General features: G+C 64.3%; 11 protein-coding genes. 4 read left to right on the top strand and 7 right to left on the bottom strand.

Features of this window, described 5'->3' with window-relative positions:
• Positions 1-29 precede the first annotated feature (29 nt).
• Complete coding sequence (locus AC0CH3_RS10500) at positions 30-851, top strand: polysaccharide pyruvyl transferase family protein (RefSeq protein ID WP_465237864.1); 822 nt, start codon at positions 30-32, stop codon at positions 849-851.
• 4 nt (positions 852-855) lie between these two features.
• Here AC0CH3_RS10500 and AC0CH3_RS10495 read toward each other — a convergent pair whose 3' ends face one another.
• Entirely contained in the window at positions 856-1,890 is a 1,035-nt protein-coding gene (locus AC0CH3_RS10495; RefSeq protein ID WP_465237863.1) for a glycosyltransferase, read from the bottom strand.
• Positions 1,891-2,043: 153 nt separating this feature from the next.
• On the opposite strand from AC0CH3_RS10495, the gene AC0CH3_RS10490 reads away from it, so the two are divergent.
• From AC0CH3_RS10490 to AC0CH3_RS10480, 3 genes are all read left to right on the top strand, one after another.
• Positions 2,044-3,537: a lipopolysaccharide biosynthesis protein gene (locus AC0CH3_RS10490; RefSeq protein ID WP_465237862.1), complete on the top strand. Its 1,494-nt coding sequence runs from the start codon at positions 2,044-2,046 to the stop codon at positions 3,535-3,537.
• A gap of 124 nt (positions 3,538-3,661) precedes the next feature.
• On the top strand, positions 3,662-3,928 hold the full coding sequence (locus AC0CH3_RS10485) for a hypothetical protein (RefSeq protein WP_465237861.1): 267 nt from the start codon (positions 3,662-3,664) through the stop codon (positions 3,926-3,928).
• A 145-nt stretch (positions 3,929-4,073) separates the two neighbouring features.
• Positions 4,074-5,303 carry a glycosyltransferase family 4 protein gene (locus AC0CH3_RS10480; RefSeq protein ID WP_465237860.1) on the top strand — a complete coding sequence of 410 codons (1,230 nt, stop codon included), beginning with the start codon at positions 4,074-4,076 and terminating at the stop codon, positions 5,301-5,303.
• On the opposite strand, the gene AC0CH3_RS10475 is transcribed toward AC0CH3_RS10480, so the two are convergent.
• The 6 genes from AC0CH3_RS10475 to AC0CH3_RS10450 form a co-directional block, all read right to left on the bottom strand.
• Complete coding sequence (locus tag AC0CH3_RS10475; protein ID WP_465237859.1) at positions 5,261-6,406, bottom strand: glycosyltransferase; 1,146 nt, start codon at positions 6,404-6,406, stop codon at positions 5,261-5,263. The two genes, AC0CH3_RS10480 and AC0CH3_RS10475, sit on opposite strands and share 43 nt — an antisense overlap.
• Before the next feature lie 220 nt (positions 6,407-6,626).
• Positions 6,627-7,103, bottom strand: coding sequence for a PilZ domain-containing protein (locus AC0CH3_RS10470; RefSeq protein WP_465237858.1), 477 nt, complete (start codon positions 7,101-7,103; stop codon positions 6,627-6,629).
• 9 nt (positions 7,104-7,112) lie between these two features.
• On the bottom strand, positions 7,113-7,307 hold the full coding sequence (locus AC0CH3_RS10465) for a hypothetical protein (RefSeq protein ID WP_333995637.1): 195 nt from the start codon (positions 7,305-7,307) through the stop codon (positions 7,113-7,115).
• A 154-nt stretch (positions 7,308-7,461) separates the two neighbouring features.
• Positions 7,462-8,766 (bottom strand): sugar transferase, encoded by a 1,305-nt coding sequence (locus AC0CH3_RS10460; protein WP_056018123.1) that lies wholly within the window; start codon positions 8,764-8,766, stop codon positions 7,462-7,464.
• A gap of 573 nt (positions 8,767-9,339) precedes the next feature.
• A complete protein-coding gene (locus AC0CH3_RS10455; protein WP_465237857.1) occupies positions 9,340-10,338 on the bottom strand; it encodes a glycoside hydrolase family 43 protein in 999 nt (332 codons plus the stop codon).
• 23 nt (positions 10,339-10,361) lie between these two features.
• Complete coding sequence (locus tag AC0CH3_RS10450; protein ID WP_354300771.1) at positions 10,362-13,442, bottom strand: TonB-dependent receptor plug domain-containing protein; 3,081 nt, start codon at positions 13,440-13,442, stop codon at positions 10,362-10,364.
• Between the last annotated feature and the right edge of the window lie 37 nt (positions 13,443-13,479).

The raw sequence follows: 13,479 nt of genomic DNA, 5'->3' as shown, positions 1-13,479 counted from the left end.
GCAAGAGATCCGCAACCAGGAGTGCGAGAATGATCCGCCGAACTATCTCGAAGCTTTTTCCGAAGGCGGCAACGACAGCGACGCGCGCGATCGCCGCGCCGTACCCGATGGTCGAGCTGTTCCATTGGGAGCCCAAGGACGGCAGCCGGAATTTTGGCGATCACCTGTCGAAGATCGTCGTGAGCGGCGTCGGCATGATGCGCGGGGTGACGCTGGATGACGAGGTCAAAACCGCACGGCGACTTCTCGGCATCGGCTCCATCCTGCATTTTGCCAATGATGGCGACGTGATCTGGGGCAGCGGCATCAATGGAAAGGTTGCCAGTGGCGACATTCCCGCCCGGCAGCTCGACATACGCGCGGTCCGCGGACCGAAGACCGCCGCGCGGCTGCGCGACATGGGAATGTCCGTACCCGATGTGTTCGGCGATCCCGCCCTACTCGTGCCGCGCCTGTTCAAGGACCGGTTCGTACCGACGCCGAACCGCGACTATGTTATCGTCCCCAATCTCCACGATCTACCGCTCGTCACCGATCAGACGCGATTGGTCTCGCCGCTCTGGGGGTGGAACCGGTGCATCGAGGAAATCCTGTCGGCGAAGTTCGTGATTGCGAGCTCGCTGCACGGCCTGATCCTCGCCGAGGCGTTCGGTGTTCCGGCGCGCTATCTGCGCCTATCCGAAACCGAGTCGACGTTCAAATATGACGATTACGCGCAAGGCACGGGACGCGCATCGCTCGACCCGGTCCGCTCGGTCGAGGAAGCGCTTGGCGAAGGCCCCCACCCCGCGATCAGTTTTGACGCCGATGCGCTGATCGCCGCGTTTCCGTTCGACCTCTGGCAGCGATAACGGTCTAGCGCGCGACAATCTGGCGCAGATACGCCGTGATCCGGCTGCCGATCAGCGCCCATTCCTGTCGCGACAGATCCGGGCCCCGCGCATCGCGCGGCTGGCGGGCCCAGTCGAGCGCCGCTGCAAGCTTCTCTGTCGTCAGATCGCCTTCGTACAGCCAGACCCACGCCTCACCGACCTCGTTCTGCAAATCGACGAGGCTGCCGAGGCGTGGGGCGATGACGGGTCGAAACCGCGACAGTGCCATGAGCGCCGAGCCACTGTTCAGGATGTCGCGATAGGGCAGGATAACTGCGTCGGCGCCGTCGATCAGCGCCTCGAGGGCAGCATCCTCGAGATACCCGAGCTGAATATCCACATTCGACACCCCCGCGGCGATCGTGGTCAATTCGCTGCCGAGATCGGGATCCTTGCACTGTCCCGCGATGACGAGCTCGCACCGGTCGGGCGACAGGCTCGCGACGAGCCGGGCGACGATATCCGGTGCCTTGTATCGCTTGACCTGTCCCATGAAGGCGAGTCGGACCGCGCGCGCGCCGGCGACGTCGCGGACAGACGGGACGGACCGCTCGCGCGATCGGTAATGGCCATGCGGTACGACGATCGACGGCACCGCAGCCAGTTGCGGATAGGTCTCGCAAAACAGGCTTTGCGAGGCTCGCGACAGGAAAATCAATCCATCGACCGCACGGAGAAACACCGGCAGCCGGATCCGCGACACGCGCGCACCGCGCTGGTGCGGTACCAGATTATGGCCGACCCATATGATCCGCTTGCGCTGGACATATTTCGCGATCAGCAGCGCCGTCAGGCTGCGCATGCCGCGAAACCGGCGGCTCAGGCTCCGCGCATAAAAGAATTCGTCGGGCCAATGGAGAATGAGGACATCACCGGCGGCGAGGACACTCGCCGCATTCTGGTACAGTTCGCGGACGGTTACGCCTTCCGACGCGAGCGCATCGGCGAACATCGCCGTATAGGGGTTGGGCCCTCGCCAGGCAGGCCGCAATGCAACACGTAGCGTCCGGCTGGGCAAACTCTCATCCTTCTCGCAAGCGCGGGGACGCTATGGCCACACGCTGACGCCGATACAAGTTGCGCCTTCCCATTTCGACGTGCGCTTTCTAACGGGTCACCACACGCATACGCGCAGCCGCTGCGTCGATACGTTCGAAAGGAAGACGCTCGAATGAATGTGAAGCGCAAGCTCGCCGCGAGCAGCGTATGGACGGTGACGGCCAGCGTCTTCAACAACGTATCGACGATGGTTGTCTTCATCGCGCTGGCGCGGTTGTTGACGCCCGCGCAGTTCGGGATCGTGGCCTTCGCCTCGGTCTTCATCGAGTTCAGCCGGATCCTCGTCGGCGCGGGCATCCCGGATGCGCTGATCCAGCGACCGGACTGGGACCGCGACGTATCGAGCACCGCATTCTGGACCAATATCGCGATCGGCGTCTCGATTGCCGCGATCCTGTGTTTCGTCGTCGCGCCGCTTGCGGGCGTCTATTACGACCAGACGTTCGGCTATGTGCTCGCGGCGCTGTCCGCGCTGCTGCTGATCGAAGGCGCATCGACCGTTCACACGGCCAAGCTACGACGCGAATTCCGCCACAAGATCATCGCGCGGCGCAGCATGAGTTCGAACGTCATCGGCGGCGTGATCGGCGTTACGCTCGCCTATTTGGGCTGGGGCGTCTGGGCGATGGTAATCAGCCGGTTGTTCGCATCCGGCATGTCGAGCCTGTTGCTGTGGCGTTCGTCGGGCTTTCGTCCCCGGTTCCACTTCTCGTTTGCCGAATACCGGCAGTTTGGCCAGTTCAGCTCGCATCAACTGGGAAGCCAGTTGCTGGCCAACGGCAACTCCCAGGTCACGGCGCTGCTGATCGGCAGCTTTCTCGGGCCGGCGGCGATCGCCCAATATCGCGTCGGATCGCGCGCGCTGAACATGCTTGTCAGCCTGGTCATCACGCCGTTGCAGTCGGCCTCGATGTCCGCCTTCTCGCGCGTGCACGAGACCAACGGACAGATCGGCCCCGCCTATCTGCGCGTCACCCGCGCGTGCGCGCTCCTGACCTGCCCCGTGTTCTTCGGGATGGCGGCGACGGCGCCCGATATCGTCCGCCTCATGTTCGGTCCGAAATGGCACGAGGGCGGGCTGATCATGATCGCGCTCGCGCTGGTCGTCGGACCGGCAACACTCAATTATTTCCAAGGTCCCGCGCTGTCGGCCGCAGGCCGTACCGGCCTCACCTTCTGGGCGACGTTGATCGGCTTCATCGGCAATCTGCTCGTCGCGTTGTGCACCATCAGCTTCGGGCCGATCGCGGTGGCGGCGGGGCATACGCTGCGCGCGCACATCACGACGCCGCTCTCGCTGCGGTTCGTGGCGAAGGGGATCGGCGTGTCGCCCTGGCGCGCGATCACGAACATCGCGCCGCCCTATCTGTGCGGCGCGATCATGGCGATCGCCGTCACAACGCTCCGCCTGTTCGTGCTTGATGATTTCCCGCCGCTTGGCCGATTCCTGCTTTGCGTCACGGCAGGCGGCATAGTGTATCTCGTCGCGCTTCTTGTCTTCGCACGCAAATTCACCGTGGCGAATCTCCAGGAACTGCAGCCCCTGTTGCCGCGCGCGATCGGGCGGCACGTGGCACGGTTCACGCCTTCACCATCCAAGAGCTGAACTGAGCAAATACTTGGACTTGCAGTGGCGAACAAATATAGGATGTCCACGGCATTAACCATCTTTGATAGAGTTGTTGCGCTATAAATCGGCTATTGGCTTCGCGACAGCGAAGGAAATAACTATGGCAGCAAGGGCTAACATTCGTCGGGTCAGGCCGATCGAAGTCGCTCCGGCAAAGACCGAGCGCGCGCCGGTTCAACTCCCCCCCGCCGGCGCATCGCCAGCCGGCGATCTCCAGCGCCGGGTCAGCGACGCCGCGCTGCGCGGATTCTATTCACCGACCAAGACGCCACGCTGGCGCGGACGGTCGCAGCTCGTCCTGGTGCTCGGCACCGTCGGCCTCTGCTGGGCAACGGTATTTGGCCTTGGGGCAGTGTTCCTCTACTAGCACCAAGATGGGCCAGCGCTCGGTCGGGCTTAATGTTTGAGACTTGCCCGCGTTCTGCTACACCCCACTCAAATGAACGGGCCGCTTGGACCGTGCGGGGGCAGGGGAACAAAATAATGACAAGCACGCCGGCCGTGGCAGCGCGATGAGCGCAACGTTGTCGCAGCATGTCAATTGTGCCCTCGATGCCCAGACCATAAAACCGACGCTACGTCTTGCCGTGATCGGGCTACGCGGAATGCCCGATGTCATCGGCGGCATTGAGACCCATTGTGCGCTGATATATCCGTTATTGGCCGCCGAAGATCGCGACCTCGATATCCAGGTGCTGGCGCGCAGCAGCTACATGCCCGCCCGCACCGCGCAACTTGGCCGCGTCAATATTCGCGCGCTTTGGGCGCCGCGTACCAGCGGGCTCGAAGCGCTGGTCCATACGGGCCTGGCGCTGCTCTACACCGCCGTCCGTATCCGCCCGCATATCGTCCACATTCACGGCATCGGTCCGGCCTTGTTCTCGCCGCTGGCGCGGGTGCTCGGCCTCAAGGTCATCGTCACGCACCACGCGGCTGATTTCATGCGACCGAAATGGGGCTGGGCCGCGCGCACGTCGTTGCGGCTCGGCGAGAAGCTGGCGGCGCGTTTCGCCCACCGCGTCATTTGCGTCAGCGCGACGTTGCAGGCGGAGTTCCTCGCGCGCAATCCGAACGCCCGGGACCGCACCATCACGATCCGCCACGGCATCGAGGCGCCATCGGAGACAATCAGCACACCCGACGCATTTCTCGGGTCGCTCGGACTCGTGCGCGGAAACTATGCCATCGTCGTCGGCAGGATCGACGAGACCAAGCGACTCGACGATCTGATTGCCGCGCACGCTGCCGCGGGCCCGGACGTCCAGCCGCTCGTGATCGTCGGCGCGGCGACCGCCGCGTCGCGATACGATGAATGCCTGCGCGCGACCGCGGGACCGGGCGTCCATTTCATCGGCTATCACAGCGGCGAGGCGCTCGCGGCGATCTATGCCGGCGCATCGCTGCTCATCCATCCATCCGAGATGGAGGGTTTCGGCCTCGTCATCCTCGAGGCGCTGAACGCGGGTGTGCCGACGTTCGTGTCCGACATTCCGGTCCACCGCGAATTCGGTTTGCCCGAGGACCATTATTTTGACGTCGGCGACGTGCCCGCGATCACGCGCATCATGACGATGGGCGCTCGCCGGAAGATGCCATGGCCCCCCGCCAAGCCGATCGTCGCACGCCACCGCATATCGCTCGCCGTACTGGCGTACAGCGACCTGATCCGGCAGGTCGCGCGCGGGACCGCCAGACAGGCTCAGCGCGTGGCGGCCAAGACCCCGTCAAAGGTATCCCAGTAGCGCGCGGCGATCACGGCAACGCGGAAGTCGTCCATCCGCCTGCGCGCCGCCTGCCCCAGCCGCGCGCACAGCGCGTCGTCGTTGATCCGCGCCAGCCCGTTGGCGAGGCCGTCGACATCGCGGTTGCAGACGAGCAATCCGTACTTCGCCTCGACAACCTCGCCCGGGCGCACCGCGACGCCGCCGAGCAACTCGGCCGGCCCTGAGGGGCAATCGGTCGCGAGCACCGGGCGCCCCAGCACCATTGCCTCGGCGATCGCATTGGGGAAACCTTCGTTGCGCGACGCCGACACGAGACAGCGTGCGCGCGCCATGATCGCGAAGGGTTGCTCGACGAACCCGGGGAGCAGGACCCGCCCGGTCAGTCCGGCCGCGGAGATCTGTGCCTCGAGCGCCTGCCGCTGCTCGCCATCCCCGAGGATCACGAGCGACGGGGCGGGATCGGCACGCCGGTACGCCTCGATCAGGTCGTGAAACCCCTTCGCCTCGACCAGCCGGCCAACCGCCACCATGTAGCGCTCCGGCAGGTCGATGACTGGCCGCTCCGCGCCCGCCCGGGTGATCGCGTCGAGATCATAGGGATTGTGGATCGTGCGCGTCCTGCTCGGCGCGAGACCGAACGTATCGATCAGATCCTGCTGCACGCCTTCCGACACCGCCAGGATTAGGTCGGCGCGGGGATACAGCAATCGTGGGAGCAGCCGGAGCGTCCGCAGCGCCGCTCCGGTATAGCGCCCGGCAAGATGCGAGCTCAGATGCATCCGCTCGCACAGGATCGTTCGCCAGGGACGCCCGATCCCGGCCACGGCGTTTGCCAGGTTCGACCGTACCAGCAGGCTGACGACCAGATCCGGCTGGAGCGCATCGAGGCATGACCGAAGCCGGGAAATGCTCTTGAGCAGGCTTCCCCGGGCGTCGAGACAATGGCGACCGTCCAGCGCGGGAAGAATCCGCCGCTCCGGTTCGTCATCGAGCAAGACGAGATGCATCTCATAGCGTGCGGCACGATCGCCAACCGCGCGCAGCACGGTATCGAGCGCCCGCTCCGCCCCGCCCTCGCCGATCGAATTGATGACGAACACGAGTTTCCGGCGACGGCTCATCGGTGTGAAACCCGCCGTGAACACTGCCTGTGAATCATGATCGACACGCTGCTGCTTCCCCATCCCGCACACGGCGATCCACCGACCCGCGCCCCGCCGCCGATCAGAACCCGATCCCGGGACCGTCTAATGGAAACCGCGGCAGCAACAAGCGCGCTCAAGTGGTTCGGAATCGCGAACAGTGACGCCCATTGAATACCGACTGTCGCCGGTACCGAGGCTATAAGATCGTCGCGATGATCGTCCAGCACATGGCACCGGCGAGCCCCATCAGGATCAGGCCGACAGCGGGCGATGCGATCTTTGTACCGTGGTCCCGGCGCGATCGCGGTCCCAAAGCGGCGTCGTCGGCCGAAGCGCTGGCCGGGGTTATCGTCAGGACGTTCGACGTCGGGCTGAAGGCTGCATCGAACTGCGCCTTGGTCAGCGCGGGGCGAAAAAGGCAGCCATGGCAATTGCCCTTCCGCCAGGCGACGCGCGCACCGGCGCTGCCCGCACCGGCAAGACCGACCTTGATCCGCCCGCCGACCGCCACGACGGTGTCGCTGGTGAAGGAGAATCCCTTGCGAGACAGGTTTTCGATCGTCACGTCGTAAGGCGCGGCGTCGACGTTCCGGACCGTGCTCGATCGCACGATCGGGGTGCGTTCTTCCGTTCGACGACAGGGCGTCGGCTGCGACGAAGACAGTGCGCTCATTGGCTCGCCTCAGGCGATCCAGCCGACAAAGGCGGCGAGTGCGACACCGAACACGATCGGCCCCGATGCCGTCGAGCAGAACCGGATGATCCGCTCGCCACGCGTGGGGACTTCGGGCGGAAGCAACCAGGCATCGAAATCGATGCGGTCGTCGCGCAGCCGATCGTTGCTATGCGCATCGTCGTCGAAGGGTAGCGCTTCCACAGAGCGCGCATGAAATGTCGAACGGGCCATAGCGACGATTTGGACCACTTAGGTTAAGATGGCATATTCCGAGATGGTTAAGCAACGATACACGATATCACATCCAAATGATTACATTACGACGCAGCAGCGTAATCATTACGCAGCTAGCATATCAGAAAGCGTTCTTGTGTACCACCACTCGTGCAGTGGAGACGAGAATTGCAAAATCCCGCCATACGGACCAGCCGACGATATATTCGAGATCGGCCTGAAGCCGTCGTGTCAGATCATCGCGGCGATGGGTCGCACCACGAAAGCCGCGTACCTGTGCCAGCCCTGTAATCCCGGGCTTGAGCGCGTGGCGATGCCAGTAACGTTCGTCGACCTCCCAGAATAATTGCTGCCCGGCGAGCGACCCGAGCGCGTGCGGACGCGGGCCGACGATGCTCATCGAGCCAAACAGGACATTGAGCAGCTGCGGCAGCTCGTCGACACTTGTCGCGCGGATGAAACGGCCGACGCGCGTGATCCGGTCGTCGTCGCGCGAGGCGGACACCGAGCCGGCGGCATCGCCCCGGTCGGTGTGCATCGACCGGAATTTATACACCTCGAACAGCGCGTTGCCGCGCCCGACACGTTGCTGGCGGAAGAACACGGGCCCGCGGCTGTCGAGCTTGATCAGCGCCGCCGTCAGGACGAAGACGGGGAGCAGGACGATCAGCGCCGGGACCGCGAACATCAGGTCGAAGACGCGCTTCACGAGCCGGCTCTGCGTGCTGAGCGGACCCGCGGCCACGACGAGTGTCGAGCGACCGTCGAAGGATCCCATGCCGATCGCACCGACCTGATCGAATTCGTTCGAGATAATCTCGCCGTTGATGCCCGCGCCCTTGAGCAGGACCGCCCATGGCCGCTCCTGCTCGGGCTGGCACGCGACGATCACGCGATCGACGCCGCGCAGACGCCGCGCGAGGCGATCGAGCATCATCGGATCGCGGACGTTGGGCCGCAGGTTCGTCGAGGCCGTGTCGATCACCTGATAATGCGCCGGCACGGGCACGACGACATCATCGAGGATCACGACATCGGACGTGATGCGTTGCCCGATAACGCGCTTGAAGATTCGCGCCAGGATCAACCGGAACGTGATGAGCAGGATGAAGCTTGCCGCCATGCCGACGCTGGTGGCGCTCCGCGGCTGGAACAGCAGGATTCTGAAATAATAGGAGATGAACAGGAAGCTGGCGAAGGCGAAGACCAGCGCCGCCGCCGAACGCGCGATCCCCACGCGTGCGCGACGCAGCACGTCGATCGAATAGGCGCCGTTGTTGAGCGCAGTAAGAATGTAGATCGGCAGTGTGACGACCACGACGTCCATCGCCGACTGCCATCCGATCGTGCCGTACCGGGCAATCATGCCGAGCTGGAACGCACCGACCACCGCGAGGACGTCGAAAACGACAAGTATGATATACAATACAACGCGAACTTCTTCGCGGTGCATCGCATTTCCTGCGCGACGCGAGCCCGCCAAGTGCTCACTGCTGTGTTGACCAGATTTCACCGCGTCAGCCCCTTGCCCTGCCGTAGCGACAGTTCCGTACAATAGCTCGATAGTTGAGATAGGCGCCCGCGGTAAACCAGCGATGCAGCCCGTCCGATGTCTCGTAATAGGATGGCGGAAGCGCGCCCGAGCGCGGAAAACCGAAACCGTGCATGGCATCCCTTTTTACGAGACGAAGCTTCGGGCCAAAATGCACCAGCATGCTCGACATGTTGAAGCTCCCCGCATGTCATGTCCGAGCCGCCATTGTCCAGCGATCTCAAGAGCAAACTTGACCGGTTTCTTTGTGTCGAACCGTTATGGGGCCGTATCGACGAATACAGGGCCGATCAAGGCGCCATCCGTCGCGATCGATGCGGCGGGAGCGGTTTGCGACGGCCTGCCCCGCACAAGCGCTGAAGCTGCCCGGACCAAGGCGCGTACGCGCCGCAACGCGGGGCTTGCGAGCGGTCCTTCAGGAAGCAGGCCGCGCGCGCGACCCGGTCGCTACCGTTTATACGGTACCGGCGCGGTTACGCCTGCGTCGGTCTGTATCACCGGCACCAACGTGCCGTCCGGATTGTAGCGGAGCGGTTCGACCGTGACCGCGCGCCGGCCGATCGCGCCGTTCTGATCGCCGATCGCGAGCGTCGCATTGTGCAGGAAGAGATAGGACCGGCCCTTGAACGCGGCGATGCCGGGATGAATCGTGAAGCTGTATTTGCCCGAACCGGTCAGCTCGCCCCGATACGTCCAGGGGCCCGTGATCGCCGGCGCGGTGGCATAGGACACGCGTTCATCACGGTGCTTGCTCCGGTCGAGCGATGCATAGGTGAGGTAATAGAGCGCACCCCGCTTGAGGAGCCACGGCCCTTCCTCGAAATGCGGCGGCGTAATCTCGCGGATCGGCCCGTCGATCTCGATCATGTTGGGTTTCAGCTTGGCGATGTAGCATTGCCGGTTGCCCCACGCGATCCACGTCGTCCCGTCGTCGTCGGTCAGCACCGTCGGATCGATATCCTCCCAGCTGTGCGACCCCTTCGGCGTCATCTGATTGGTGATCAGCGCCGCGCCCTTGGCATCGACGAACGGCCCGGTCGGCGTGTCCGCGACGGCGACCGCGATCGCCTTGCCCGGATGCGTGTCGTCATGCTCGACCGCGGCGTAGAACCAGTAACGGCCGTTCTTCCGGATCGCCTGCGATGCCCAGGCGTCCTTCTTCGCCCATTTGAAATCGCTGACGTTCATGATCGGCCCATGCGGCGTCCAGTGCCGCATGTCGGTGGTCGAATAGACCCGCCATTCGCGCATGTTGAACATCTCGTCGCGCTGCGCCTCGTCGTGCCCGACGTACAGATACAGCCGGTCGCCGACGACCAGCGGCGCCGGGTCGGCGGTGAAGATATCGCGGATGATCGGGTTCGACCCGGCCTTCGCCGGTATCCCTCCCGGTGCAGCGAGGCAGGGTGCCGCCGCCAACATCAGGCCCAGTCCGAGGCGTGACATGCCCAACACCCTGTCTCCTGTCGTTAGAAAGCGAAGCGCACGCCGACACGATAGATCCGCCCCATCACGTCGTACAGCGCCGGATTGACGAAATACGGGGATGGCGCAGGGTCGCGATCGAACAGATTGTCGACCTTGACGTAAGCGGTCGCCTTGTCGGTGACGTTGTACGTCCCGCCAATGTCCATGTAGAAGGCACCGGGGACGAAATTACGCTCGATCGTCGGTCGGTTATTGGTCGATGCCGGGCAGCTTCCCGGTGCGCACTCGACATATTGATTGCCCAGCACGCCGTCGCTGAACCAGCGCTCCTGGATCAGCAACGAGAAATTGTCGTGCTCATAGGTCTGCACCGCAAGCCATTTCCAGTTCGGCGTGCTGCCGATGTTCACGCCCGCGGTATCGACCGGGATCGTGCCGGGGAGGCCGGTATCGGTCACGAACTTGCGGATGTTGGTGGCCAGCGCGCGGACCGTGAAGCTGCCCGGCAGCCCGAGCGGGCGACGCCAGCGATAGCTCGCCTCGATATCGAAACCGTCGGTGTCGATCGACGCGAGATTGAACGCCTGCACGTCGATGTAGTTGGGCCCGTTCTGATTGTTCAGATTGAACGCGTTGCAGCTCTCGGGAAGCACGTTCTGGAAACACAGGTTGACGATATCGGCGGCGCCGAGGCTCGAGATGACGTCGGTGATCTTGATCTTGTAATAGTCGACCGAGAGGCTGAGACCGGGGATCAGCGATGACCCCGAGAACGCCATCCCGAGCGTGGTGTTGCGTGCGATCTCGGGCGTCAGGTTGCGATTGCCGATCGTGTTCTGGATCGCCAGCACGTTCACGTTGCGGAACGGATCGAAGAAATTGGGCAACGTCGTCGTGACCGGTGCTGCGAACAGTTCCGACAGGTTCGGCGCGCGGACGTCGCGCGACGTCACGCCGCGAATGCGAAAGCCGTCGACCGGCAGGTCCCAGGTTCCGCCGACCTTCCACGCCCATACCGTCCCCGATGTGCTGTAATCGGTGACGCGGGCCGCGCCGTTGACGTTGAGCCGTCCGGCGACATCCGAATTGAGCAGCGGGAGGTCGGTTTCGAAAAACGCTTCCTTGACGCTGTAGGCGCCGCTGCCGTTCTTGTAGTTGCCGGCATACCAGTTGTTGCCGCCCGAGAGCAGCAACGGGTCGGCCGGATAGGCGGCGTTGTTGGGCGTGCTGTCGCTGCCCGCGCCATAGGGATCGGCGCGGACCGAATAGAATTCGTGCCGGAACTCACCGCCGAACGCGATCGACACGGGCCCCGCCCACGAACTGAACGGCGATCCCGAAAAGCTGAGGCTGGCGACGTCCTGCGTCTGGCGCGTGCGCTGATACGGTCCGTTCTGCGGCATGACATAGCCGAGCGCGCCCTGTGACGGGTTGCCGCCGAAGATGTTGAGCGGCTGGCACCCATTGGCGCGCGCGACCGGATCGGCGCACACGATCGCGCCGTTCAGCGTGGTCGCGTTGATCGCCTGGTTGAAGCGGTTCGACAGCAGGACGTTGTCGACGTCGATGTCGCTGTAGTTCGTCCCGTGCGCATAATAGATGTCATAGCTCCAGTCGGAGCCGAGCACCGGCTGGCGCCCCTTGGCCCCGCCGACGAAGCGATATTGCCGGCGATCGGTACGCACCTGCGTATTGCCGAGCGCCGCGTTGCTCGTCCCGTATTGGAAATCGGTGATCCCCGCCGTCGCGCACGCCGCGCTGACCGAGGCGGGCACGAACGGATTGGCACACTGGATCGTCAGGTTCGGGCGGTTCTGCCCGCCGACGGGCTGGTTCTGCGTCTTGACCTGACCGATGTTCGCGCTGAGATAAATCTCGTTGTCGGGCGCGAAGTCGAACCCGATCCGCCCATAGCTGTTGAGCCGCTGGATCTCCGACTGGAGCGACCGCCCCGCATCGACATTCCCCGACAGGTCACCACCGAGACAGAAGCCCGGCAGGCATCCGTTGACGTTGCCCGCTGCGTCGCGCGCGGGAACGCCGTTTGATCCGTACTGGAACGCGAATGGATTGCCCGCCTGATCGAACGCGGTGCCCTGCAGCGGCCCCGCGGTGATGAGACCGTACTTGGTGTAGTTATAGGGTTGGGCAAAGTCGCGGTAGAGATATTGCGGCGAGCCGTCGTTCAGGACGTTGCGGTTGATGAGCGTCGACTGGCGGAACCAGTCGCGTCCGCCCGCCATGCCGATCCCCAGATCCGACCCGCCGCCAATCCCCTCTTCGCGCGCGAATTCGGTACTCGCGACGATGTGCAGCCGGTTTTCGAGGAAGCTCGTACCCGCGGCGAGCTGGACCAGCACCTGTTCGTTGTCGCCATAGGTGGTGATTCCGCCCTGCACATTGCCTTTCACCCCCTTGAAGCGGGTGTCGGTGATGAAGTTGACCACGCCGCCGACCGCATCCGAGCCATAGGATGCAGAGGCCCCGCCGTTGACGACGTCGACGCGCTTGACGAGCAATTGCGGGAACAGGCTGATATCAGGCACGCCGGTCACGTTGGCACCGACGACGCGCTGTCCGTCGAGCAGCGTCAGCGTCCGGATCGCACCGACGCCGCGCAGCGAGAAGGAACTCAGCCCCTGCTGCCCGCTCGAGGTGCTGAACGTGCCCGTGCTGGTGCCGGTCGATCCCTGCAGCGACGGCAGCTGCGCGATCGTCGTGAAGATATTGGGCTGTGCATTCGCCGCGATTGCCGCAGCATCGATCACCGTCGTCGGCGTTGGCGCGGTAAAGCCGCTGGTCGTGATACGCGATCCGGTGACGACGATGTCCTGCGCGGTCGGTTCGGCCGGCGGCTCGACCGCGCCGCCGGGCGCGGGCGCCGCCTGAGCCTCCGCCTCCGGGGTGGCGACCGGGGCCGGCGCGTCCGCAATATCCGCGTCCTGCGGCGGGGGCGTCTCGATCTGTGGTTGGGGCTGTGGCTGTGGTTGCACCTGGCTATTGGCCGGCGGCTGTTGCGCCCAAGCAGGCGTCGTCACGAGGCACGCCGCGATGACGGCGAGGCTCGCGGTGCGCAATCGATCAGGAACGGTGCCACCCGGCGGCTGAGCTTTCACGGACATCCCTATCTCCTCGTCGTGATCGGACACCGCAACGGTG

Source organism: Sphingomonas sp. AC449, assembly GCF_979253475.1.
This window is presented reverse-complemented; position numbering and strand designations above follow the sequence as displayed.